The following is a 25,728-nucleotide window of genomic DNA, read 5'->3' on the forward strand; positions in this document are numbered from 1 at the left end:
TTGCGGCTAATGATTGACTCTTGTGATACATACCCCTATCTTCCCTTTTTATTTTAACATAGTAATTAGAAACTTATACTTAAGAAATTGACAGTTTGTCAAATCAAGTGCGACAGTTCCTCTGTGAAAGATTCGTGAGCGGTTCTCCAACGCCTTTTAGAAAAACTCTCGCAGCAAGCTATTCGGATTTTGATTAGAACCGTGTTGCCAAGACGAATACCGATCAGAAAATAAACGTGTAGGTTATGGGTCGTTTACAGATTAGCATAGCATGCAAACTTCTTTCACCGGTCATCCGTAGCTGTGAGGAAGGTTCCCGTGGGATACTGTGATATCGCTACACCCGAGCGTAATCTCCATCCACAAAGAGGTGCGATAAGGCATGAGAACAGCGGTATATAGACGTGTTTTGCTTTCAATCAACGTCGCTTCACAGGCATTGCTTTTCCCACGACCCGATATAAGGGTATTCAATTTTCAGCGCCAAACGTTACAGGGAACGGACTTTTTTCTGGCGTTTCTAATGGCGAATTTACCGCAGGTTTCTGACGCTTCCCCTTATGCCGAAGTACCTGTAATACGCCTCTAACCAGACCCCTGCATAGATCTAGAGATAGATGGTTTTGAAAGAGACTGCACATGGCCCTTCCGTGCGGAAACGTTCGGTTATTTGTTCCAGAGATCACATTGTCTATAGTTTTTCCTTCAAGGAAATAGCGATGGCTTATGACCATTTACCGTGTGAGACAGAAGCATTATGACGCTCTTCGTACGCGCTCTGAGCCTGTTCTGCCTAATAGGGCTGCGATGAAGAGCACGATTCAATTCACGACAAATCGTCGACAGGATCCAACTATCCACTACCTCAGATATTTATCAAATCGTTATATTTTTAACTCATAATTATTTGATCCATTGATTTTAGTATGATACAACCGATAAAATAGAACCGTAAAATTTGATGGTTGTCTTTGAGATAATTGACTAATAAAGATTTTAAACGTTGTTAGATGATTTTTTCCTGAACAGTAACACACTACATATAATCTGGATGATAAATCCAAGATACAAATAATCATAATAAATGAACAATATAGCTATCGGTGGTGCAACAATACCTCCAATTGAGATTATCCAAAACTTAACGTTAGAAACTCTAAAGTTTCTGAAGTCATCAAACAGGATATTCATTAATGCAGCAAATACTAAAAATGCATATATAACGGAGAGGAAATTAATTGTTAAGATAAACTGTTCTCCTGTTGTTTGTAGATTAACAAAGATAGAATAGTGAACTATAAGAATAATTATAAGAACTATTGAAACAACAACAGATAATATTGGTTTACAGAGGTAACCCAAATTATAAGAAATCTGATCAAAGAATTTTTTCTCTTTGTTAGGACCTTCAAAAGTATCAATTGAGTTATTTATGATACTTCTTAATGTTGTAATATTGACATTAGTTCGATTCGAATAAAAGAGACGGATTACCTTTCTTCCCTTCTCATCAAAGTAAAGATAACATTCTCCCATTTTCTCCACAATTTTATTTTTGTCTTCTAGAGTCTTATTACTGTGCTCATAATTGGATAGGTAAGCATCGAATTTAGCAATAGCTTCCCCAGCTTTAAGTTTTCCATCTCTAGATTGCTTATCACTATCTGTTTGCATGGTAAGAAATGTTTTGTATAAATATATTACTAGTGCAATAAACAATGATACATAGAATTTGCTTGCAATATCTAGTTTCAAAAATTCTTCATAAATCTGAAAAACACTCATGTACCACCACTCCTTTAACTTATTAGCAGACAGCAGGATGAAATACTCTAATAAATTCATTTTCTCTCCAACGTCTGAGGTTATCAGAAGTAGAAGTTTTCTCTCAAAGGTCCTTTTTTCGATGATGCTTTAAACTAGGTCAGACAACTGGGAATAAATCTAAGCATCACTCGAATAGATTCGTTGAATTTGTATTTGTAGGTTGTTTTAGAGCTTCCTTATTATTCTTCTAATAAACTTCAAAGCATGATGATTTAAAATTATAAATACGATTTGGTTCAATAAAAACAATAAAAACACTGGAAAGACTCCTTCCTGTAATGCCCAGACTAATTGAGGCTCCATAGGAAGAAATGAAAATACTAACATCAACAGACTTGAAATACAGAAATACACAGCAATTCTAATAGATGCTGCTATTTGTTTTAATGTAAACTCTTCATCATTTTTTGGATAGATAGCAGCAAGTCCAACAAAGAGAGCAACATATCCAATAACAACTGTGACTGAAACCTGTCCCAAAATTCTACACATCTCTATAAATGCTCGAATTCTTTCAACACTCGAATTGCCTTTTATTAAGAAACTCCATAGTAACAAACCTAAGCAAAGCAAATATAAGGTGAAATATATGTAATCAGTACTAAACTCTTTTCTTAATTTCTGTTTTTCCCTACTCCGAATTTTGATAGAATTCATTCTCTTATCCATGTCTTTCTCCTCTACTAAGCTAACTGCTAAGTCGATAGTAATAACTAGAGATGTTCCAAAATTAATTCATGTTAGCAGATCCTGAATGGTGCTGCTGACATGAATTAATTGAGCTTTGTATGATTTTCACTAAATATTAAAAGTCCGCTGATAGCGTGGGGCTCCTCGATACTTATATTCATATACGACTACTTCTGGCCACATATTTGGATTAATGCTCCGTCCAAGCTCAATGGCCAACCCAGCTGGGCCACTGTACAATAAATGTATTAATTTATATTTTTTTTCACGGTGTAAGGCTTCAACTTTATCCTTAAAAAGCTCTTGAATTTGTTGAACCTGCTCCGAATAAAGTAATCGTTTTACATGAGGATTCTCAATCAAAATATCATACCGATCCTGGTTTTCTCCCAAAATTGCATGAACATCCTCATCAGTAATAGTATCACTAATTGAAATAGTTACAACCAACTCGCTAGAACCTTTATCTGTAATTGATGTAGTAGGCTTCAAATCTTCTAGCAAAGTTATGTCCGGTACTTTGTTAACCCAGTAGCCTGCTTCTCGATCATATTGGTATACTGTCAAAGGAACAGTGTCTGATAGTAGTTTCCCTAAATGAATTAAAAGGGGAATCGGCGAAATTGCATAAACTTCAGCTACATCGTACTTTCCTTTATTGATTCGAGTGACATACTTTTCGTAAAGCTTCTCATTATCGGCTTTACCTTGTTCCCACCCCTCAGGAGTGAAATTAGAGAACTCAACTTGATTTTCAATAGCTTCAAGCATGATATTAGGAGAATGTTCAGTTATGGGCAATGACGTAAGTGGTGGTCCGAGTCTTTTATGAACAATAGCAACACTCTTTTTCTTAACATCTGTCGAACTTCTTACCCATGCTTCATGTTTTCTTTTCATTTCAAACAATTTATCCGGTGGAAAGTGATCTTTATTGTGTTCATCATCGATTAATTTAGAATGTGTATAACACATTAGCATTAAGTTAGAAACGACCTCTAAATTGTCATCAGAGTATCCAAATTCTTTTGCAAACTCGTGTCTAGCTCCCCCTTTACTGTGACCAATGATATGTGCAATAATGCCGGCATTGGTAAGTTTCCCCTTTGTGTCTACAACTAATCTTTCTGGACACCCATCAAATGTGCAAATCCCTCCACTTATCATCCATAAATGATAAGTTTCGGCAGCAGAAAGTCTTTTTCTCTTCGTAGATTTTGGTTTATCCATTTCAACAACTCCAGTTATGTTAGTTCTGAATTTCGTTTCGACAATAAGATCCAATTCTAAGGAAGGTATTTTTACTAGCTTGTCGTTGTCCATACCATACAACTAGCTCTGTAGTACCTACAATGATAAAAAACAATCGATTTTGGCCTTGTATTGTTTTGTTTAATAATTTTCTCCATTCTCTCTTGTCGATCGTAGAAGGAGTTGGATCTTTCTCAGGGTGTGTATGCCATTCACCAAGATAGAAACATCTGCCTCCACTACTTTCCCAGATCTGATTAAAAAACTCCTGGTGCCCAGCAGCTTTTCTAATAAAACTGAACCTCGTTTGTACATCAGTTTCCATAGGTCGCGAAGCATGGTCTACTACTATATGAGAATTACAATCAAGTACTCTTCCAATTAAAATACCCCCGGATTCCGGGGAATTCTTATGATCTTGAGCAAAGGAAAATAGCATTTGTAGTATCTCATTAGTTAACTTAATCTTACGATTATCCGGTAAAGGTAAAGAAAATATAGCTTTTGACATCATTAATGTGACTCCTTTTTAGAACAGACAGGACAGTTAGGATCATGATAAAGAAATCTATTATCCATCAACGTTTCCTCTGACATCTCATATCTACTACTAGCTCGAAAGCCGCGTTCTATAAAGGAGGCTGAATCCCCTTTCCAAGATAATATTGGATTTCCACTTATCTGACCACGAGAAACTTGGTGAACCGTTCGTAGTACTTTATTAGCCGTCTCTTCGCTATCAAGAAAGCTATACGGAGTAAAGTAGGTGCCACATCCACCAAGTGATTTAGTAAATGACTGGCCGGGCTTCACAAAGGAGGATAAGTTTCTTATTGGTTCTTCATTACTAAGTGGTCGGAATAGGCATTGATAGCAGCCACGCTTCTCTTTATTTAGAGTCACAAGGACATGGCCGCCTATCCCCAGGGGCTCAACCCAAGAATATATAACTGGGGGGGAGTTATCTAGTTTGTGCATGTACCTATTAATTGACATTTCTACGTTTGGCGCACCAACACATACAATTACATAATTAACCGTGCTCCAATCAATTAGATTTTCAGCTAGTACTATATTTATTCTTTTAGGGATAGTAAGTACTTCTGTAAAAGGATATTTACGTTGGAATTCCTTTTTTAAGGCTTCCACTTTAAATTGAGGGGTTAGACTTTTAGGATCTTTGTTGTCAAAAACCTGGTCAAATCCAAGTTCATGTCTGTATATGTTCTCTACATCTAAATAGTCATGGTCGATAAGGGTTATCCTTTGAAATCCAGCCTTTGCTAATCCCGTTGCAACTATACTCCCTATAGCGCCAACGCCAACAACGACGGCGGTTTTGTTAGTGAAGCTCGGATCTCCGCCAGTCCTTTCAAGCAGAAATTCTTTTTGATGTCTGTAAATATTAAATGGAAATACCTCTATTTTTACTGGGGATTGTACAAAAGGATGTAATGATTGTTTCTTTTTACGAACCATTCCTTCTGGATAATTTAATGTCATCCCGAATATTGCTTTTTTATCTGTATCAATAGGTAACCCTAAGCAAAAATAGTCATAGTTACAGTTGCTTTTTGGGGTTCTACCTAGTAATTTCAGTAGAATATTTTTGTTTTTCGAGTCAATGTTATTCATGATAAAATCTTTTGAATTCTTAAAGCTCCAAAATTGCCCACGTTTTGGTGGTAAGGTGAAAGTTCCGTTTTTCAGAGGAATATAAATGCATCTTCTTTTAACTAACTCCTCCTCACCTAGGTGAAATGTTGTTTGCATATAGTGTTCTGCATTAATATTTTTCTCGCAAATAAAGTAAGTGATTTCATCTTTGGGCATCATATATATATCTAATTCTCGCACTGCCACGTTACTTTCATTGAGAAGTGTATGCGCTTCCCGAATACAGTTCTTTGCCCAGTATACTTCGAATTCCTCTAGATAATCATGATTTTCAGATGTCGTTTCTCCGGTTTCGAGAACAGAGATAACTTTTTTTAAACAATCTAAAACGACTTTACCAGGATACCGTTCATCAATGACTAAATTTTCGTTTTGTGTAAAACAGATAAATCCATCATTCTCAAGATGGGGTATACAACCAAATTGTTGCTGAGAATCATAGAAGTGAGGCAGTGAGGAAGGAAAATCAAAAGGTAAACCGACCACAAGAGTGGCCGGCCCCTCTAATATTTCTATTTGAATTCGAAAAGCATGTTTTATATTACGACGGTACTGTTCGAGGGACGTCTCGTGAATTAAAGTTATATCTTCTACAATAGGTTGGCCATGTCTTTTGATATAATCTACAGTACTTTCAAAGATGTTCACAACATATCCCTCTTCTCTCACGCTGACTCTGTTGACGGAATTATAGCTGGAATCGCAGCCCTTTGCCCAGGATCTTTAGAAGGCACAGGAAAATCATCTCCAAATTGTCTTCGAAGTATAGTTGCCCCATCTGCGCTATCGACCTCATCTCTCGCCTCTATAAGACACGCTAGCAGCTTATCTAACTTTTCTTTGAATACCTTAATTTGTTTCAGGGTCATTCTTTCAAGCAAATTAGGATAAGGAGCAACTGGTAAGTTTACTTCTACATATGGATACTGAACAACTTCATCCTCTTCAATCTCATACCTTGTGGAGAATGTTGAAAGAAACGTAGAAATAAGATGGATAAGAGCTTCACTGTCACGATATTTTTTTTCGCCAGAAAAAATGTCTACAACTTCTGTTTTAACCTGCATATTATGATAAACCATTGAGGTTAGAGCAATACCAGTAGGTTTACCATAAGTAGTGCCAGTAAACTGAACATCTTTCCAACGTTTAAGATAACGAACGATCCTACGAAATTGCTTTCTATCATCTTGGTCCGAATATTTCTCTCTGATCTCTTTAATTAAATCCTTGGGGTTTGATTCATCCCAGCTTTGATTTTCTACCGTACTTCCTAACTTACCTTTTGCTATATACACCTTGCCATCATTATTCTCTGATGCATATGTTGTTATATCAACATGATACCCAGCAGAATATGTAACAGTTACACAGGGATTTTTCATTACGACGTTATTTGTGTGACCAACGAGGGCATCATAGACCCATTTCTTTGCCTCAAGAGGATTCTTTACATCTTCCGTTGACATTTTAAAATAAAGCCCTAAGTCAATATCGTAATTTTTTCCGTCTAAAGGTTTAATACCAGTCTTCATCGCATAACTACCTTGGTTAAAGGTTGTATAGGAATTAGCAGCTACAGGCATTTTTTCTGATAGACGTTCAATAATGATATCTCGTTTTTCTTTAAGGATGGTAGACTCGTCACTTAATTTTATTGCATTATGAAAATCTTCGAATTGACTTTGGTTATGTGGCACAAATCCTCATCCTCTCATTTATAACTAATAGAGAAAGCTATATGGGTGAATTATGTTATTTCCTAACTCTTCGTAACCTTTAATTTTAAGATTCTTTTGTACCTAATCTTCAAAAGTTGGGGAAATTTCATTTTTTATGCTAATCCATCAGTTGGAAAATGTCAACATTTTTTCACGAACACCTGATCCTGTTGTGTCCTTATATTGTGTTATGGTTAACATTAAAATACTACATGTTGAATTCCATAACTTATTAATTTCCATATAGTTTTCGTCTTGGAAAGTGTTGAGATTTAGACTGAAGATCAGAATGTTCATTGCATCATTCATTCTTCCTTCCAGTCTGGTTTTATGTCATTCTACACTTACAGGTTTAAACTAAACGATTTTCATCTAGTAGTTTAGGCAGTAAGTATGAGTTATGGATATCAAAATTTACGAATTCATTTTTATCAATTTCTTCTTTTATTGTGATTTTAGTTTTGTACTTGTCTTCTAACTGAGGGTCATGGTCATTAACAAGCAACCTAGCTTCTCCCCCATTTGTTCAAACATTGTTAAGTCAATTGAACTAGGAAAAACCCGATATATATGTGCTTTATATGTGTGCGTACACTAGCTCAGTTGCTGTTTCCCGCTCTTCTTAGCTCCTTTTCCTCCAAAGAGGATGAAACTCAATAAAGCGGGTTTAAAACAAGCATACATAAACCCATTATTCTGCTGGAATTTGAGCCATAACTTCCAAGTTGAAGAACTCAATAAAATGTTCACCAAAGTCAGTGAGAACCACTTCGTAACCAGAGGTTTCTGTGCTGTACCATTTCGTCGTTTCCTTCTTAAAGGTCAAGCCCAGAGTTGTAAGGTGATTGTCTATATATGCTTTGTAACCTGTGTTCTCATTAAGTTTCTTCATTCCTTCTTTGTCTTCAGGGTCAGGAAGTGAAACTTCTAGCTTTGGAGTTTTCCAATGCTTCTTATAATGATCCGAATACGTTATTAACTTTTTCAACTCTTGTATTCTAAGTTCACGCAAAACGTCAAAGTATACAAGAATCTTACTTACCTCTGTTATTTCTTCATTGTAAGTGTATTCCAATCCATTAACCACTAAGTCAATTTTCTCTTCTTCATGTTCCGCAAGAAGTTCATCTAATACGATTGGAAATGCTTTATCTCGTATGAACTGGTTAAGGAGCTTATTATCATTTTCGTACATGGTAATTGAGAGTGCAGATAATCTTGTCTCTATTCCATTAACTCTTCTCTTTAAATTGGCCATTTTATATGCGCTATGGATTTTACCGATCAAAGGTAACGCATCAATAGATGAATCGATCAAGCTATGTACAGTACTGCCATCCTTGATGCCCAAAATTTTAATCAATCTGACCTTATCCGTTTCTTGCATATTATCCCTCCTAACGATTATATTCGACATTATACATCTAATCGGCAATCGGACTATGTTCTTGTCCATTCCGGCAATTGGTACAAGTTCTTGTCCTTGGCTCGGGACACGAACTTGTACCGATAAAATAAAAAAGCCGCTAAAATAGCGACTTCAATGGGACCATGTTCTTGTCCCTCGACAAATATGCTGTCGGAGGACATCTTTTCTTCATTGTCGTCTGTTGAAGATAGTTTTTAATTAAAGAGTACCTCCGCAACTGCGTCTCATCCCTTCTGCTATGTTATACCCATCTGATACGCACCTTATCATTCGACAAATTACTCGACTTCACCTGCATTCCGGAGCTGAGTTTGGCATTTTGATTAGCCGCTACCTCGGAACCATCGTTTATTTACCTATATGGATGATTACTGGGTAAGACCGTTTATTGTATTTTTTGTAGACTTGTTTTACGTAGTAATTTCGGTGTCGCTCCATAATTTTTTTTAAACATTCGACTAAAATACCCAACGTTTTCAAAACCTACATGTGATGCAATTTCGGTAACATTTTTTTCTGAATTCAAGAGTAATTCTTTTGCTTTTGATAATCGATACTGTATTAAGTACTCAACTGGTGTGATATCGGCACCTAGTTTGAAGCAACGCAATGCCTCACTTTTACTTACTTTCGCTGCATCTGCAATATCGGTAAGGTGAATTTTCCTTTCATAATTTTTAAAAATAAAATCTAACATCAGTTGCAGTCGGGTTTGAAGAATATAAGAAGTTGAAGAATGCGGTAAAGTTTTACAAGATTCCTGATGCAAGTAAAGTGTTCGCCATATGGAAGACATTAATATCTGAAGATCAAGTTCTTTTGTCATATTCTTAGAATTCATTAATTCAAACACCTTGTTTAATGAATGAAGAATTTCGTCTTGCCATTTCACTTTTTTATTTAAGAAAAGTCCTGAAATCGTGGAGAACGTTATGGGTTGCACAAATTTCTGAAAGACAAGATGATTTCCACCTGATATGAATTCCGGAGAAAAAACGATATTCGGAACCAACGCCCTTTCTATGGCTTCATAACCATGAATTACTCGAGTATTGACGAAAACCCCATCCCCTGCTTCAAGCGTTCGTTTGTTCCCACCTATCCAATAATCAACTTTCCCTTCTTGAATGAGAGCAAACTCTAACTCAGGATGCCAATGACGGTTAATGGTTTGATTATGAAAATATAACGTATCGTCTAGATAATATTGAATGGGGAAATTGATTGATCCGTGAGTGGTAACTTCCCTGTATTGTTCGTTAGTTAATACGGCCCCCTGCAATCCAAACACCTCCTGAAATTCGGCGATATTGTACTACAATTTCACTTTATACTGCAAGTATGTAGCGAAAAATAGAGATAAATTAATAAAAAGGGTTTAGAGAAACAATAATTCTAATTATGAATGAAACGGAGGCTGTAACAAGGTCAAGGTATATCAGTAACCAATATCAGAATCAAAAAATACTAAAGATGAGGTACTCTTGTGAAACAAACTAATAATAAAACAATAATTCTTAATATTAACAAGTGGAAAATTTCTTTATTTATTTTCTTTGCTCTGTCTGGAATGGCTTTTTCTTCGTGGACTTCGAGAACACCTGAGGTAAGAGATATTCTTCATGCATCTACTTCAATGATGGGCTGGATCATTTTTGGAATTGCGGCGGGCGCAATTGTTGGTCTTGTCTCTGCAAGTTCGGTGATCCGTCATATAGGAGCACGAAAAGCAATTGCCTTAAGCGTTATCATTTTGTCCTTAGGATTGCTTATAGCGGGTTTTAGTATTCTATTGGCTATAAAGCTACTTGTTTTCTCAGGTCTTGTTATTTTCGGGCTTGGTTATGGAATTATAGATGTAGCTCAAAATGTGGAGGGAGCAGCACTGGAGCGAAGTACCAATAAAACATTACTTCCTGCTCTTCACGCATCATTTAGTGGAGGCACTCTTTTAGGAGTAGGCTTAGGGTCACTAGCCATAGCGGCGAAAGTTCCTGTCTTTATACACTTTATAATCATCGCTTTTGTACTTATCTTGTTTGGAGTTATCTGCATAAAGTATTTACCGACAGCGACAGGAAAAGTAGACTTAACAACTGATTATTCAGTAAGTTCTCCACAAACCAAGGTTAGCATCTTCAAAGAATTAAGACTATTTTACATTGGTGTTATTGTTATGGGGATGGCTTTGGCAGAAGGTACGGCAAATGATTGGTTACCCATTTTATTTGTGGATGCTTACCAGGTGACTCATGTTACAGGTACGATTGTATATGGCATTTTTTTATTAGCTATGCTAATTGGCCGTATGTCCGGTGGCTTCTTACTAGACCGCTTTGGCCGAGTTCCAATATTGGTATCAGCTGCAATCTTAGCCGTATTGGGATTAGCTGTTGTGATACTTAATATTAATTTCTACTTTGCTGCAGCTGGAGTTTTTTTATGGGGAATCGGTGCATCTTTAGGATTTCCGGTAGGTTTGTCCGCTGCTGGGGATAATCCCAATGGTGCAACAGAGAGAGTTGCTTTCGTTTCCACATTAGGTTATTTAGCTTTTTTGGTTGGGCCCCCTTTCATTGGACTTTTAGGTGAATCAGTAGGGCTGCTCTATGCCCTACTTGTAGTAATAATTGCTGTATTGATCGCTGGATTCTTCTCCCCAGCTGCCAAGAAAATTGAAACTAAAGCCTCTTAAAAGTTAATATCTTAAATAATTATCTAGATAAAGACAATAAAAAACTTCATAAAAGTGGTGACCTTTTCCCGGAATTCACTTGGGAAAAGGTCGCCGCTTTTGGCTTATGAAACGAAATTCTTTGTCTTTGTTAAGGCCTCATTAATCTTAATACATTTGAAACTAGTTACAGAAATTTTTTGATTATGAAATAACATTCACAATCTCATCTATGAGCTGTTTACAAGTTTTAATTTCTTTGATTCCTCCTGCCGATGGAGAGATAGAAATTGTGCCAATCTCCAGATTTCCGTCGAGTAATCCCGTTTTAAATCCGTTTTTGATATAAGTTCCAGCTTCATCGTGTTTTCCTTCTTTAATAAGTTGAAAGGCTTTCTTACCTCCAATTGTAGGGATGGTTCGTTCATTAGCTCCTTCAAGTCTGAGAAATTCATCACTAGTAACTTGAAGAATTGCTTGCTTGGCCGCATCACTGGCAGGATTCTCATGAGTCGCTACAAAACGAGTGCCCATGTATACTCCTTCTGCGCCTAAATCCATCACAGCTTTTACCCCTCTGCCATCGATAACTCCTCCTGCCGCAATAACGGGGATCTTCAAGGAATCTGTCGCTTGAGGGACAAGCGTAAACAGGCTAATTTCATACTGGCTAATGTGCCCCCCTGCTTCATTACCAGTTACAATAAGGGCATCTACTCCTGCAGTCTCAGCTTCAATTAAATTTTGAACTGTTGGGTTAATTGGGCGGTAAATTACTGTGAAACCGTGTTTTTTTAATTTTTCTATTTCGTTTCGGTGCATTATAACTCCGATTACTACAACTATCTTTACGTTCTCTTCAACTAAAACATCAAACAACGCGTTAGTGAATGAACTTGTACCATTAGCATCGAAGGGTAAAATGTAATTGACTGCAAACGGTCTATCCGTCAACTCCCTTACTTTCCTGATCTCACTTCGTACGTTCTCTACAAATTCATCTAAACTCCTCGCGGAGTTGTTTTGTCCAGCGTTGGGCCCAAGGACTCCCATTCCTCCAGCATTCGAGACTGCAGCAACAAATTTAGCCGAGGTAACCCAGCTCATAGCTGCAGATATAATGGGATACTTGATCCCCAGTAATTTGGTTACTCTATTCATAAAAAAACTCCTTTCATACCAATCCAAGATAATTACCACTAGCTCCCTACATACCATCGTTGAGTTAGTAATCGATGTTTCATATAATAAACACATCACTTTAACATAGGAAGTAGGCAAAAAAATGTGACCTAGTCACTTTTTTAGTACTAATGGAGAGAAAGGAAGATATACTATGGGCCGCATCTGTAAGGATGGTATCAACTCTGATTTAATCAATGGAGACTCAATTGTATATGGAATAATTCATACCCAACATGTACTTTCAGGAAGATGGAAGCTTATGATTCTTTGGCTTCTCTCAACACAAAAGCGACGTTTTGGGGAGATTAAGTCCATATTCACTGACATTTCACAAGGCTCCTTAACTAAACAACTAAGGGAATTAGAGAAAGATGGGTTTATTGAGCGCCATGTTTTCTCAGAGATTCCGCCCAGAGTGGAATATTCATTAACCGAAAAAGGAATAGATTTTCTTCCTATATTAAAAAGTGTAGAACAATTCGGGGAAAAGCATGGGCGAGATTCTCTTAACAAAAAACAATCTGATGATTTGACCTAACCTACCACCGTTAAGTAACAGCCTAGTAAGCACTATAAAATCAATAGGACGTATAAATTTTCGGTTACGAAAACACCAAAGAAATTCACTATCTCACTATTTAAATTGGCGACTTTCTTAAACTTTAAGATGTCCTCCCCGTTGTCTTCTTTTACGATTACAATGGGTACATTTTAACTTGAGGTTGGAAAATCGGAAATAACGTTACTGGAAAAAATCGCTAAAGTGATGAGTGGTAAAACTAAATCCGCCACTATGTAGTTAAAAAGTCTACCAACAGTTTTAGTAAACTAATGGTAGACCCTAGCTTATAATTGGCTTTGATCGGTTCAAATGATTTTCAAGTCCAACACTAACTAGTGATTCAATCTATAATAGAGATCATTCCAGCGGATTTCATTCTCCAAGGAATCCAAAGTGGTCGAAGTGTTGATAACTAGGCATTCAATTCCTGCCATGCGCGCCCAATCTTTAAGCTGCTCGCTCGTTACATGGAAAGAGAATCCAAAGTGATGTGCGCCCCCTGCAAGAATCCAAGCCTCTGCCGCTTTAGTCAATGACGGTTCGGGTTTCCAGAGCAAGCTGGCTACGGGAAGGTGAGGCATGCGTTTTTCATTCTGTACCGCATTCACTTCATTAACGATCAAACGGAAACGGTCACCCATGTCCACCACGGTTGCGTTAACCCCTTTGCCGCTTGCTCCATTAAAGATCAGACGGGCGGGGTCACCCTTACCGCCTACAAATAGAGGGTGCACTTCAATTCTCGGTCTGTCTGCTGCTAGTGTCGGGCATATTTCCAGCATATGTGAACCCAGTACCATCTCGTTACCTTTTTGCAAATGATACGTGTAATCTTCCATGAAAGAAGTACCTTTGTTATCGGCCATCATTTTCATCATCCGTACCAAGGCTGCCGTTTTCCAATCTCCTTCCCCGCCAAATCCATAACCTGCTGCCATTAGACGCTGTGCCGCCAACCCGGGCAACTGTTTTAAACCATGCAGATCCTGAAAGCTGGTCACAAACGCAGTATAACCACCTTCATTCAGGAATTCAGTCAGAGCAATTTCCATTCTTGCCTGTTCACGGATTGCCTCTCGTTCAGCTCCTTCAATACGACCGTTATCGGTGAAATCATACAATTCGGTATATTCATCCATCAGTTCCCTTACCTTGGCTTCACTCACTTCTTTAACGCGTTCGGCTAAATCACCCGCTGGATATCCGTTAATAGTCCACCCGAATTTTATTTGTCCTTCGACTTTGTCCCCTTCAGTCACAGCCACATAGCGCATGTTATCACCGAATCTGGCGATTTTCATAGTTTGACTCTCGGTGTAACCAGCGGAGGTCTTCATCCATGCACCAATTCTTGTGCGTACCTCTTCATCTTTCCAATGCCCTGCAATAATTTTTCTTGCCGTTCCGAGGCGTGCGCCAATAAAACCAAACTCCCGGTCGCCATGCGCCGCTTGATTCAAGTTCATAAACTCCATGTCGATGCTGTCCCAAGGAATGTCCACATTATACTGGGTATGCAGATGAAGCAACGGCTTGCGCAATTGATTCAATCCAGAGATCCACATTTTAGCTGGTGAGAAGGTATGCATCCATGTTAGGATGCCCGCACAGTTTTCACTGGAGTTTGCCTCAAGACAAACACGGCGAATCGCTTCAGGAGTAGTGACTACTTCTTTGAATTGAATGGAGTATGGAAGGTTAGCCTCATGATTCAATTCAGCAATCATTTTTTTGGAGTTACTCTCTACTTTGGACAATACATCATCTCCGTACAAACCTTGACTTCCTGTCACGAACCAAAATACATAAGGTTTAGCATGCAACATATCGTTATCCTCCACTTAGTTAGATTTAAAATTTAATTCAATTTCATATTGAACGGTTTCTCCTGGCTGAAGCATCCTTAACGAATCGGTCTTGCGCTCCTCCGCTCTACCTTTGGTCCAGCAATTGGACGGTTCTATTCCCAGTACATGCTCACCAGCACCTGGCATTCTCCACTGTACCAATCTGGGTAACGTTACTGGATCCCACTTCAATTCCACGGTGAGGCCCTGTGAAGTAGAATTAAAATCGTTTACAGGGAATGAAGGACTAATAATCTGGACACTGATCTTCTCTTGCTGCTCTAATGGTTCATGGTAGTAAACTTGTTCCGCAAAATGAGGATCTGGGGCCTGCCACTCGTGTAACCTGGACATATCCATTCCTGCATCACGAAGGGTAGATTTACTTTCCGGCAATACAATGATCGTATCTTCCATTAGCAGAGGAAAACCGAAGTTAAAATGATATAGCATCATGTGCGGCACTGGTTTGAAACTTACATTTTCGACCGTATCCATAATCTTCAGACGGTTCTCTCCGAGCCTGCTTTGGATTGTCCGAGTTAGTCGTAGTGTATGGCCGAAAATCGATGTTTCCTCCAATACTCCGCGAGTGAACATCTCATAATCGCTTCCATGCCATTCTGCGTGATAGGAAGTTTGACGGGCTGGAGTGTGATGAATTTGTCCGTGCAAGCCAAATGTTCCATACTCATCCTGTCCCGATGCTCCTACCTGTGATAAACCACAAGTCATCAGCAAACCGCCTGAAGCTGTGCGGAGCCAGTTATTTCCTTCTGCGTCATAGTAAGAAGAATGGGGATTTCCATTGCTTGCAGACCAGCTAACCGGGATACCACAAAATTCAGCTAACGAGATATCCATCCCTTTGCTGGGGTTAACCCAATAGGAGAGTCCGGCGCCCGTACGCACTTGAAACGCTTCTTGACCTGCCTCCGGTCCTTCCTTCATCACAAAACGCTGTACTCCTCCAAGTTGATCTATTCTGCCAACCCTTGACTCCAATTCACGCCGGGTCCATTCCTTGCCATAAAGTCTTACCATCACTGTAGCTCCTTCAAATTTTGGTTGGTCAAGTTCTAGGCTTTTCCCGCACTCCCGAAAATTCTCATTGTTCGTACAATATCCTCCTGAATGGCCTCCATGGCCCATTTAGAAAGATCATGATAGTAACTTTTTTTGTTTTGATCGCTATTTGCATTCAATTTCGACTGAATTGTATTGGCAACCTCAAATGCCATGTTTGAATAGTAGTTAAGCTTGCGAATTCCGCATTGAATGGATTTCACATAGGCTGCCTCATCCAGTCCGGATCCTCCATGCATCACCAGCGGCATGCCGGTTATATCCTTAATTAACTGCAGACGGTTAAAGTCCAGGACAGGTTCTTTGGTGTAGACGCCGTGTGCGGTTCCATAAGCGACGGCCAGAGCATCAATATTTGCATTTTCTATAAATGTCTTGGCTTCCTTTGGATTGGTGTAGATATCATCCGGATCATACTCTTCCTCTTCTTCCTCATCCCCGCCGCCCTCGGGGCGAAGTATCTTGCCAAGCTCGGCTTCAACGGAAACACCGAGAGCTTTCGCAATTTTGCTGATCTCATTCGTCTGTCTAATATTCTCTTCAAGCTGCAAATGTGCACCGTCAAACATGATAGAGGAAAAGCCAAGTTTCATCGCACGGATCAAAATCTCATGATCTTGCCCATGATCAAGATGCACAGCAACTGGAACCTTGGCTTTTCTCGCGGCTTCTAGCATAATCGGAGCAATAACCTCAAGCGGCACAAGGGGAATATGAACTTCAGCGAAGGAAAGAATTACCGGCGATTGTGAATCTTCGGCGGCAGCAATGATGCCCCGGATCAATTCCAGATTATTAACATTGTAGGCACCAACGGCGTAATTCTTGGCTTCAGCATCTTTCATCAGCTCATTTAGCGTAACTAAAGGCATTCTTATACATCTCCTGTCTACTTTTCGTTCAGTCAGAAATCTACCTTTCCATGGGTTCGTTTGACATTACTTCGTTAACCGCTTGATACAAGCGTTTATATTTGGCGTAATTCTCGTCATATTGCTTCCGATTTTTTGCTTGAGGATGAAATGTTTTATTCACTTTCACCAAACGTCGTGTAGCTTCCTCATAAGAAGAGAACTCACCAAGCGCTACTCCGCAAAGGATGATGGTGCCTAATATTCCAGCTTCATCTATATCAAGTGCAACGATCGTTTTATTCATAATGTCTGCTTTGATTTGTAACCACAGATCTGACTTGGCCCCGCCACCACAAGCTCGTAATTTATCAATCCGGATTCCCGCTTGTTCCAGGCATTCTATATTTTGCCTCATCTCATAGGTAACGCCTTCCATTAAAGCTCTAAATAAATCTGACTTCGTAGTGTTGAAATCAATCCCTAGTACAGCTCCTACTGCCAAAGGGTTCATATACGGAGTGCCTGATCCTGCGAAGTGCGGCAGCACCAGAATATTGGTGGGACTGTCACTAACGTTCTCACTCATAATGTCATATACACTTCGTCCCGTTAGATCCGCTTCCATTTTCTCTTCATAGCCAAACTGATCTCTATACCATTTGAGTAAAGAACCCCCCGTAAAATTAAAAGCGTAGGTTGCATATTTTCCTTTGATAAATGGAACCAGAGCTAGATTGCTGGATGCCATATCCTGTTGATTTATCGTCTCTTTACTAAAAACCGGTGTGATACACTCTACTGTTCCAATTCCATCAACAGCCGAGCCTTCTTCTGTTATCCCCGCTCCTATAGCAGCGCACACCTGATCATGCCCGCCTAATACCAGTTTGAAATCAGAAGGTAACCCGAAGTTTTGTGCTGCCTCCAGCGAAATCTGACCGACTACTGTTCCCAGAGCTGCAATCTCCGGAAATATCCTTTTGTGTAAGCCAGCCACCTCTATAATATGTTCATCCCACTGGAGCCTACGGACATCAAATGCCATTGTTCTGGAGGCCAAAGAATAATCCAGAATAGGGCCGGCACCCAGCTTGTAAAGAATATAGGAGCCAAAAGGAAGAAACGTATGAATCTTTGCATAAATATCCGGCTGCTCCTCCCGGTACCACATCAATTTAGAGAGCGTATACATTGAATGAGGCTTCAAGCCTGTTTTATGGATAATTTCATCCGCTTCTATTTTTTTGATAAACGCTTTTAATTGCTCATTTCCCCTGCTGTCGATATAAAGCAAGCTGTTCCCAAGCTCTCTGCCTTCCTTGTCGATGAGAACTGCAGCTTCTCCAAAGGAAGAAATTGAAATACCAGCGAGATGAGTACTCCGTTTGTTATACTCTCTTATTACAGAATGCATTATGGATTGAACTGCTTCCCAAACAATCTGAGGATTCAATTCAAAATAACCGCTTATCGGCGACTCCATACTGTATTCCTCATACGCTTGAGCCATCACATTACCATCAGAATTCGTAATTATGCACTTCGCTCCTGTCGACCCAATGTCCAATCCAATTAAATCCATTTCAGCCCTCCTTCGCCTCCCTACTACTCTATTTTAGAGAGGGAACAGATTGACTTCTTGCTATAACTTGCTGAACCATGTATTAAAAATTGTTTATTCTACCATTACCAGCCGACACAAGGCGGGAACACCCACGCAGTTACTTGACAAGCTTCATTGGGGATCTACATGTAAATGGCTATGCGGGCTATCATAAGTTGCAGCTGAAGAGAACGCAGCGGGGGAATTACCTACAGCTTGAATCAGTGGGAAAACAGGGAAACTTACAGTATTCATGAAAGAAGGACGGCTGGAAATCGACACAACGTAAAATAACCCACATCCTGGTAAATAGGTGTGGGTTATTTTACGCTTATTTTGATATTTGCACATCCTGCCAGTTGGCATTATTTAGAATCTCCGCATTTTTCCCAAGAAATGCCTTACCTGCTTCTTCATCTCCCTGCAGGTGGTACATCATCCATGCTGTCAAATATCCATCAGAGTGTACCAGCATATCTTCATGGTCAGCGTTCACCGCCCTAGCCCGGACTTTCAAAACATTATCGGTAATCAAATCGTAGTTTTTAGTAAGGGAAGATAGCGGTGCTACTCCTATTCCGTTATCCTCTCCTGTATCATTTTTGAGAGTGCCGGCTGTCATAAAATAGGGGATGGTGATTTTACTTACATCGTAGTTCCACCCCAATGCCTTCGAAAGTTCAACATTTGCAGCGCTTCCTGTAAAAATTGTTTTATAGTAATGGCCGTTTTTTTGAGCTGTTACGGCGTTGATGGCTCCAACACCACCTTGAGAATATCCTGCTATGCCAATATTATTAATGTCTATTTTCCCAAAGAATATATCATCGGCATCTGAATTTAGTTCAAGCATCAAGTCAAGGCTTTCTGCGTTAAACTTACCACTACTAGACATACGGTCTTCATTCCCCACAACTATAAATCCCCATGTCGCAAGGTGCTTAAAAAAGGGTTCGTATCTAGATGCATTCATACCACTAGCATTTGCAATCACAATCAGAGGATAAGGATGGTTGGTATTTGTTAATTCAGTCGGATACCAAATTTTAGACTGAACGCCTTCTTTATCTCTTGAATTATATTCAACAGTAGAAACATCATACGTTCCCATTTTGATATATTTTTGTTCTATTACACTTTCAGTCTTGTAACCATCAGAATATCCTTCATCTAAAAGTGGCTGCGTCGATTTCCATTTACCATAGAGCGTCATGCCAACCACCACTAGCACTAATATTCCCAAGAGGATTAACAAAACTTTCCCTAACATTTTCAATAATCTCCCTGCTTTTTTCATAAACTTCTCCTTATCTGCTTTTCATGTAGGTATAAAATTTCTGAAGACTATCAATATTCTTTTTCTAATAATTCAATTCCATAATTATGGACATCACCATTTACTGCATCTAATATCCAATCGCTTATGCTTTTGTTGCCATTTAATTTATCAAAAACATTGCTTGAAATGATTGTGTGTTGTGTCAGGTTTATCTCCTTATCATAAGACAGACCATCCCAGATGTAGATTCCCACGCCCGGTATATTGTCTTGAAGCCCTTCAACCATTGATTTCAGATTTGACTGAAAAACATCACCACTTTTATCGGTTGCCGACATTTCTCCGTGATCAAGGTAAGCTTGCCACTTTGCCAGCTCCCCATCCCGTACAGAACTATCAAATAATATTTTTACGCTATCTCCACGTTTGTCATATAATGCCGTCAGGCTGTCAAGCACGATATTGTCCGTATTGAGACGTTCAGAAATTGTTTTTGGGGATTTCCAGACATTCTCAGATATATCCTGCCAATCATCTGTGAGCAGCAAAGAACTGTCAACAGCAACTGTAACATTTGAGGTTGATGGATAATAATCAATAACATCATCTGCAAGTAGCGATGTTCCAAATCCCCCAGCAGAAAATCCAGTAACAAGGAGTGTATCCGGCGTGCCAGTATACTTTACTGCCTCCTTCATGAAAAGAGAAAAATTAGTATAGCCATAATGATATAACGTTTTTGAGTTCCCCTTGTCATCCGAATAGGCATATTCACCTGTTCCTGAATGAAAATCGCCTGTACTGTATGGAAGAACAAGGATTGTCCAATCTTTAAATGGGTTATCTTCTGTATCACTTGCAATTCCCATCTTAGCGACGAAATCTTGGTTTTTTACCACATCTGCATAAAAGTCTTTTGGATGCGCTGCAGTGTATTCATTTATACTTGCTCCACCACCAAAGAAATAAACCATAACCTTGTTTTCACTTCCTAAACGAATGAAACCATTCCATTCGCTCCCATCAGACGATTTTGCTTCTTCCGGCGTAATAGCATACCACTCTCCTACTTCCGGGCTTCCCTTCAATTCAGGAAAGCTGATGAGAACGGAGTTTTTTAGCATAACAAAAACTACAATAGCCAAAACCACAATCAATAAAAAAATGCCTATCATTATATTCCGCAGAATATTCCGTTTCTTTCCATTCGACTTTTCCATACATTACTCCCTTGACAAATTGAATTATTTATTGTAGTCTTCTTTCGATGTGACAATTGTATCAACTTAATTGACTGATCGTCAATGCAACCACCAAAAATGAGACAAAAGCAAAGGAATGTATCATCATTAATAATCAACAGAAGAACCGATATGTAAAAGAACAGATTACGACTACACTCATTCAGCTTATGCAGAAACGTACTTTGTCTGACATTTCCATCAGCGAAATAACAATGACTGCTGAGGTTGGCAGAGCATCCTTCTATCGTAATTTCACTGATAAAACAGATGTCCTCAGACAGCACATTATGTATCTGACACAAAAATGGGGAGCTGAATTTGAAAGTAACCCCAACTCCAATCCGCAAAACCTTTTTGGCAGTCTGTTTCAGCACTATAAGGACAACGACAATTTCTATCTGCTTTTGTACCGTAACCATCTGACAGAATTGATTCTTGATACCATTTTGGATATCTGCGGCCCCAAGGGTGAATCATCAAACATAGATGCCTATAGAAAGTCTTTCTTTGCCTATGGACTATATGGCTGGATTGTAGAGTGGATGATGCGGGGCATGCAAGAATCTGCTGATGAGATGAATACTTTACTTACAACTGCATTGCAATAGGCTCAAGAAATGACATAAGCCTGTGTTGCGTTCTATGGTGTGGCTTGCTTGAGTTTGAAGACGAGTCCGAGTAATACTGCTAAAATAAAGACCAACCTACAAAGTGAACTTTGGAAGTTGGTCTTACGATTTACTTCAATAAATTAAGTGCCTGTTTAATATCTTCATCAACATATTTGTGATCTTGAACTTTGTCATCGTTCTTCAATTCCAGCTTCCCATGCTTGGACTCTATTCTAAGCTGTTTTGGTGTCATTCCATATTGCTCCTTGAAGCTGGAAGCGAAAATCTGGGAATTAGCAAACCCATTCATCATTGCAACGTCAATTACTCTTTCATTGGTGTGCAAGAGCATTTCATAAGCCTTTCTTAACCGTACATATTTTAAATAGGATTGAAAACTCATCCCCATCTTATTTTTGAAGAAATGAGAGAAATAATACTTACTTAGATACTCATGATTGGATATTTCCTCCAAAGTTATCTTCCTGTTATAGTTTAGATCGATATAATCTAGGATTCGTTCTAACCTTTTCAGATTGTCATTTGATTTTTCCAGATTTTCTTCATCAATCATATTTATTTCAAATTCTCTGATAAGACTGAGGATAATTTGCTGTAGGATAATGGAAATTTCAATAATAAATCCTGTCTCTTTAGTATGAAATACTCGTAAAATATTTATTAAAAAACTTTTTAATGTAGCATATTTGTCCAGTGATTTTAGATCCGTAACACTATTACAAATAAACTCCATTTTCTCAATTTGGGGATGAAGATTCTGGAACATATTCATATCCATTTGTATGATCACGGCTAAATTTTGATAATCCGTACCCGTAAAGGAATGGACATTATTCGAGTTAATCAAGATTAGATCGCCTTTTTGCATACAATAGTCATGGGTTTCCACATGAACTTGGAGATCGCCTTTAACTAACATGATAATTTCCAACTCTTGATGCCAATGTAAAGGAACAGTTTCTATTCGACAAACGTACATTTTGATGGACAGGTTATCTGTATATTTGATTAATTCTTTTTTGTATAAGTACTTCATTTCTCTCATCCCCTAAATAGCTTTTTCGGGAATATCTGTCGTCAAACCTGATGAATGTTATTTTATTTGGCTTAAACGTTCATCCATTTGATCCAAAATATGTGTAGGCAATGAATAGAACGCTGCCAAATCCCGGAGGGAGGAATTACCGATTGAAGCGCCCAAATCATCCGGATTGACTTTAACCTGTTCAGACATCATTGTCCGTATGAGCGGTGCAGCCTCATCGTGGTGCAAAAGTTCAATTAGTGGAGTTTTCGTGCTAAATATCCTCAAATAACTCTTGGTCGGAGAATAGCTGATCGAATAGCTTCCACTGAATAATTCCAATAGGACCTCTTCCTCAAGTTGTTCTCCGGTTATGTCAGTAAACTCCCAGGTAACACCGTTAATTTCTAAATCCTTTAAATGGGCATGGGGTAATCGTATACGGGCAGATGCATTGAAAGGAATATCAAAAGTAAAATCAAGCCTTCCTTCCTTATCAATCTCCCATCCGCTACAATAGGTGCCCGATGCGGTTTCAACTGTTGCTTTCACCCACTTCAGCCGGTTATCCGGTTGCGGGACGAGCTCCACGCGCTGGAAACCCGGGGCCTCCTCAACGGGATTAATTCCCGCCATGCAACGATACATCCATTCTACGATTGCGCCGTAAGCATAATGGTTTAAGGAATTCATGCCTGTACCGCTAATCGTTCCGTCTGGTAGAACTGAATTCCACCGTTCCCAAATGGTCGTTGCACCCAGCTTCACGGCATAAAGCCAACTCGGGTAGTCGTCATTAAGCAGTAAAGTATAAGCAAGATCATTACATCCATGATTTGTCAGTACATGATTTAAGTAAGGTGTTCCGACAAACCCTGTTTTCAGGTGATTACGGTCAGCTTTTAAACGCTTCCGTAGAGCCTCAACCACTTTGTCGATATAGTCTTTTGGAACCAAATCCATAAACAGCGCAACAGCGTATGCAGTTTGTGTATCGATCGCCAACCGGCCTGTTATAGTAAAAAATTCCTCCTGAATTGCAACTTTAATTTCCTTTGAAATACGCTCATAGTATGCCGCTTCTGCTTCCTGCCCTAATACCTTCGCTGCTTTGGCCACAATGTTTGTTGAATAACAGTAGTAAGCAGAGGCGATGAAATCCTTATCGGTTCCGCCGAAAGGAGAATCCGGATTGCTGCTGTCTAGGGAAAGCCAATCTCCAAAATGGAACCCTACCGTCCATAGTCTACGTCCCCCTGAGTCCGTATCTTTTTTTATAATGTAGTCGGCCCATCCTTTCATGCTTTCAAACTGCTGCTGAAGAATGGTCACATCTCCGTAATGTAGATATACATTCCATGGAATAATTACGGACGCATCTCCCCAAGCGCTGGAACCACCCACACGAATATTAGCAGCAGGAACAACCACCGGAACCTCCCCTTGGCGTTCCTCCTGTTCACTTCCAAGGTCAAAGCAATACTTGTTGAAAAAAGCATAGGAATCCATATTAAAACAGGCGGTACCAGAGAATACCTGAGCGTCCCCCGTCCAGCCCATTCGTTCATCCCGCTGAGGGCAATCTGTTGGAACATCCAGGAAGTTCCCCTTTTGTCCCCACTTTGCATTCTGAAACAAGCGGTTGATCAGAGAATTGTCGGTCTCAAAATGCCCTGTATCATCAAGGTCCGAATAAAGAACACATCCAGTAAAATCCTCAGAATTCAATTGTCCGATCCAGCCTTCAACCTTTACATATCTGAATCCATAGTAGGTGAAGTAAGGACGAACGATCGTTTCCCGTCCATCTGCCGTAAATTGATGTTCCGCCAATGCGGTGCGCAAATTATCTCGGTAGAAATTTCCTTCCTGTAGCACTTCGCCGTATTGTAACCGAATGATACTTCCTTTGGGAGCGTTGGTCCGATATTCGATCCAGCCTACCATGTTCTGCCCCATATCCAAGACCGTCTCGCCCGCAGGAGTATGAATCACTTCGAGAGGCTTCCTTTTCTCCTTGATCACTACAGGAAGACTAAGCCTGGCCTTGAGTCGATCATAGCCAAGTTCAACTTCTCTAACGGGATAGTTTTCAGAGGCTTGAAAAGTTGCATCATAAATTTCACCGTCGTATAAATTTCCCGATATAATTTGACTTTGTTCCGCAGTCCATGAGTCATTGGAAACAATGATCTCAGTTGAGCCGTCCCTGTATGTCACAACCATTTCATATAGAAGAGCAAACGTATTACCGTAGATCTCGCTCGAATGGCCGTCAAAACCAAAACGCCCTTTGTATAAGCCATTTCCAAGCCTTACCGATATCTCATTCTGACCTGTTTGCAGAAGTTCGGTCACATCATATGTTTGATATTGCAGCCATTTATGATAATTATTGAAGTTAGGTGTCAGAAATTCGTTTCCGGCTTTTAGACCGTTAATATATATTTCGTAAAGCCCCAGTCCACATACATAGACTCGAGCCGAAGCAACGGGGCCTTTCAGCAGTAACGATTTTTTTAAAATCGGATGAATGGTCTTATTGAATTTTGGAGTGATCCATGTCCCTTTCCACGCTTCGTTCAGCTTGGCTGTCTCAAACCACGCAGTCTCACTTGTGGCGTGTTCTCCATTATCCGCCCATACCTCCACACGCCAAAAATAGCGGCATCGCGGTATCAATTCTAGCGGAAGCTCAAAGGCAAGACTGTTGATATCCTTCCTTGACCCGCTGTCAAATATGACATTTTGGAATTCATCGTCAAGCGCCACGACATACCGGGCTGCCACTTGCTTCTGGCCTTTCGTATCGGTTACAGTGTATGAAAATCTCGGTCTGCCTAAATCAAAGCCCAATGGATTCACCACACGGTTGGTTTTTAAATGAATAATTTTCATGAGAACCTCTCAGAATTAGTTTTTTTAAAATCCATCACACACATCACTTACCTAATTATAGATTGGCGCATTTAGGCGACGATATAGAGGAATACAAGCATACATATCGTATTCTTAATATGATTGGGTCAGCATAGCTAAAACAAAAAATGCTGCCGTCAATGGGTAATGGCAATTGAAACCGTCAACCTTGTATTCTTTTTAACGCTTCTATAAAAACTGTTTTCTGATCCTTAAGAAAACTG

General features: G+C 39.4%; 20 protein-coding genes. 3 read left to right on the forward strand and 17 right to left on the reverse strand.

Features of this window, described 5'->3' with window-relative positions; all coding sequences use genetic code 11:
* Positions 1 to 996: 996 nt before the first annotated feature.
* From AB3N00_RS24515 to AB3N00_RS24550, 8 genes are all read right to left on the reverse strand, one after another.
* Positions 997 to 1,785 (reverse strand): hypothetical protein, encoded by a 789-nt coding sequence (locus tag AB3N00_RS24515; protein WP_402872755.1) that lies wholly within the window; start codon positions 1,783 to 1,785, stop codon positions 997 to 999.
* 207 nt (positions 1,786 to 1,992) lie between these two features.
* On the reverse strand, positions 1,993 to 2,496 hold the full coding sequence (locus tag AB3N00_RS24520) for a hypothetical protein (protein ID WP_413036903.1): 504 nt from the start codon (positions 2,494 to 2,496) through the stop codon (positions 1,993 to 1,995).
* 129 nt (positions 2,497 to 2,625) lie between these two features.
* Positions 2,626 to 3,747, reverse strand: coding sequence for an SAVED domain-containing protein (locus AB3N00_RS24525; RefSeq protein ID WP_402872760.1), 1,122 nt, complete (start codon positions 3,745 to 3,747; stop codon positions 2,626 to 2,628).
* A gap of 19 nt (positions 3,748 to 3,766) precedes the next feature.
* A complete protein-coding gene (locus tag AB3N00_RS24530) occupies positions 3,767 to 4,279 on the reverse strand; it encodes a Mov34/MPN/PAD-1 family protein (protein WP_413036904.1) in 513 nt (170 codons plus the stop codon).
* 2 nt (positions 4,280 to 4,281) lie between these two features.
* A complete protein-coding gene (locus AB3N00_RS24535) occupies positions 4,282 to 6,093 on the reverse strand; it encodes a ThiF family adenylyltransferase (protein ID WP_413036905.1) in 1,812 nt (603 codons plus the stop codon).
* Between the two features lie 17 nt (positions 6,094 to 6,110).
* Positions 6,111 to 7,145, reverse strand: a complete 1,035-nt coding sequence (locus AB3N00_RS24540) for a nucleotidyltransferase (RefSeq protein ID WP_413036906.1) — start codon at positions 7,143 to 7,145, stop codon at positions 6,111 to 6,113.
* A 712-nt stretch (positions 7,146 to 7,857) separates the two neighbouring features.
* Complete coding sequence (locus AB3N00_RS24545) at positions 7,858 to 8,553, reverse strand: hypothetical protein (RefSeq protein WP_402872771.1); 696 nt, start codon at positions 8,551 to 8,553, stop codon at positions 7,858 to 7,860.
* 427 nt (positions 8,554 to 8,980) lie between these two features.
* Entirely contained in the window at positions 8,981 to 9,877 is an 897-nt protein-coding gene (locus AB3N00_RS24550; protein WP_413036907.1) for an AraC family transcriptional regulator, read from the reverse strand.
* Between the two features lie 204 nt (positions 9,878 to 10,081).
* Between AB3N00_RS24550 and AB3N00_RS24555 the strand changes: the two genes are divergently transcribed.
* The gene (locus AB3N00_RS24555) at positions 10,082 to 11,290 is read left to right on the forward strand and encodes an MFS transporter (protein WP_413036908.1); all 1,209 of its coding nucleotides are present in this window, start codon (positions 10,082 to 10,084) and stop codon (positions 11,288 to 11,290) included.
* 183 nt (positions 11,291 to 11,473) lie between these two features.
* Here AB3N00_RS24555 and AB3N00_RS24560 read toward each other — a convergent pair whose 3' ends face one another.
* Complete coding sequence (locus AB3N00_RS24560) at positions 11,474 to 12,430, reverse strand: NAD(P)H-dependent flavin oxidoreductase (protein ID WP_413036909.1); 957 nt, start codon at positions 12,428 to 12,430, stop codon at positions 11,474 to 11,476.
* A gap of 175 nt (positions 12,431 to 12,605) precedes the next feature.
* Here AB3N00_RS24560 and AB3N00_RS24565 point away from each other — a divergent pair, with 175 nt between their 5' ends.
* A complete protein-coding gene (locus tag AB3N00_RS24565) occupies positions 12,606 to 12,992 on the forward strand; it encodes a winged helix-turn-helix transcriptional regulator (RefSeq protein WP_413036910.1) in 387 nt (128 codons plus the stop codon).
* A gap of 356 nt (positions 12,993 to 13,348) precedes the next feature.
* Here the strand turns inward: AB3N00_RS24565 and araA are convergent, their stop codons facing one another.
* The 6 genes from araA to AB3N00_RS24595 form a co-directional block, all read right to left on the reverse strand.
* On the reverse strand, positions 13,349 to 14,842 hold the full coding sequence (araA, locus tag AB3N00_RS24570; RefSeq protein ID WP_413036911.1) for an L-arabinose isomerase: 1,494 nt from the start codon (positions 14,840 to 14,842) through the stop codon (positions 13,349 to 13,351).
* A gap of 15 nt (positions 14,843 to 14,857) precedes the next feature.
* Positions 14,858 to 15,907: an aldose 1-epimerase family protein gene (locus tag AB3N00_RS24575; protein ID WP_413036912.1), complete on the reverse strand. Its 1,050-nt coding sequence runs from the start codon at positions 15,905 to 15,907 to the stop codon at positions 14,858 to 14,860.
* Positions 15,908 to 15,942: 35 nt separating this feature from the next.
* On the reverse strand, positions 15,943 to 16,821 hold the full coding sequence (locus AB3N00_RS24580; protein ID WP_413036913.1) for a class II fructose-bisphosphate aldolase: 879 nt from the start codon (positions 16,819 to 16,821) through the stop codon (positions 15,943 to 15,945).
* Positions 16,822 to 16,861: 40 nt separating this feature from the next.
* Positions 16,862 to 18,385, reverse strand: a complete 1,524-nt coding sequence (locus AB3N00_RS24585; protein ID WP_413036914.1) for an FGGY-family carbohydrate kinase — start codon at positions 18,383 to 18,385, stop codon at positions 16,862 to 16,864.
* A gap of 352 nt (positions 18,386 to 18,737) precedes the next feature.
* Positions 18,738 to 19,703, reverse strand: a complete 966-nt coding sequence (locus AB3N00_RS24590; RefSeq protein ID WP_413036915.1) for an alpha/beta hydrolase — start codon at positions 19,701 to 19,703, stop codon at positions 18,738 to 18,740.
* Between the two features lie 50 nt (positions 19,704 to 19,753).
* Complete coding sequence (locus AB3N00_RS24595; RefSeq protein WP_413036916.1) at positions 19,754 to 20,905, reverse strand: pectin acetylesterase-family hydrolase; 1,152 nt, start codon at positions 20,903 to 20,905, stop codon at positions 19,754 to 19,756.
* 191 nt (positions 20,906 to 21,096) lie between these two features.
* On the opposite strand from AB3N00_RS24595, the gene AB3N00_RS24600 reads away from it, so the two are divergent.
* A complete protein-coding gene (locus AB3N00_RS24600) occupies positions 21,097 to 21,537 on the forward strand; it encodes a TetR-like C-terminal domain-containing protein (RefSeq protein WP_218832033.1) in 441 nt (146 codons plus the stop codon).
* Positions 21,538 to 21,667: 130 nt separating this feature from the next.
* Here the strand turns inward: AB3N00_RS24600 and AB3N00_RS24605 are convergent, their stop codons facing one another.
* Both AB3N00_RS24605 and AB3N00_RS24610 read right to left on the reverse strand, forming a co-directional pair.
* Positions 21,668 to 22,597 carry an AraC family transcriptional regulator gene (locus tag AB3N00_RS24605; RefSeq protein ID WP_413036917.1) on the reverse strand — a complete coding sequence of 310 codons (930 nt, stop codon included), beginning with the start codon at positions 22,595 to 22,597 and terminating at the stop codon, positions 21,668 to 21,670.
* 57 nt (positions 22,598 to 22,654) lie between these two features.
* The gene (locus AB3N00_RS24610; protein ID WP_413036918.1) at positions 22,655 to 25,483 is read right to left on the reverse strand and encodes a family 78 glycoside hydrolase catalytic domain; all 2,829 of its coding nucleotides are present in this window, start codon (positions 25,481 to 25,483) and stop codon (positions 22,655 to 22,657) included.
* Positions 25,484 to 25,728 lie beyond the last annotated feature (245 nt).

Origin of the sequence: Paenibacillus xylanilyticus (assembly GCF_047246825.1) — a bacterium.
Taxonomy (GTDB): domain Bacteria; phylum Bacillota; class Bacilli; order Paenibacillales; family Paenibacillaceae; genus Paenibacillus; species Paenibacillus xylanilyticus_B.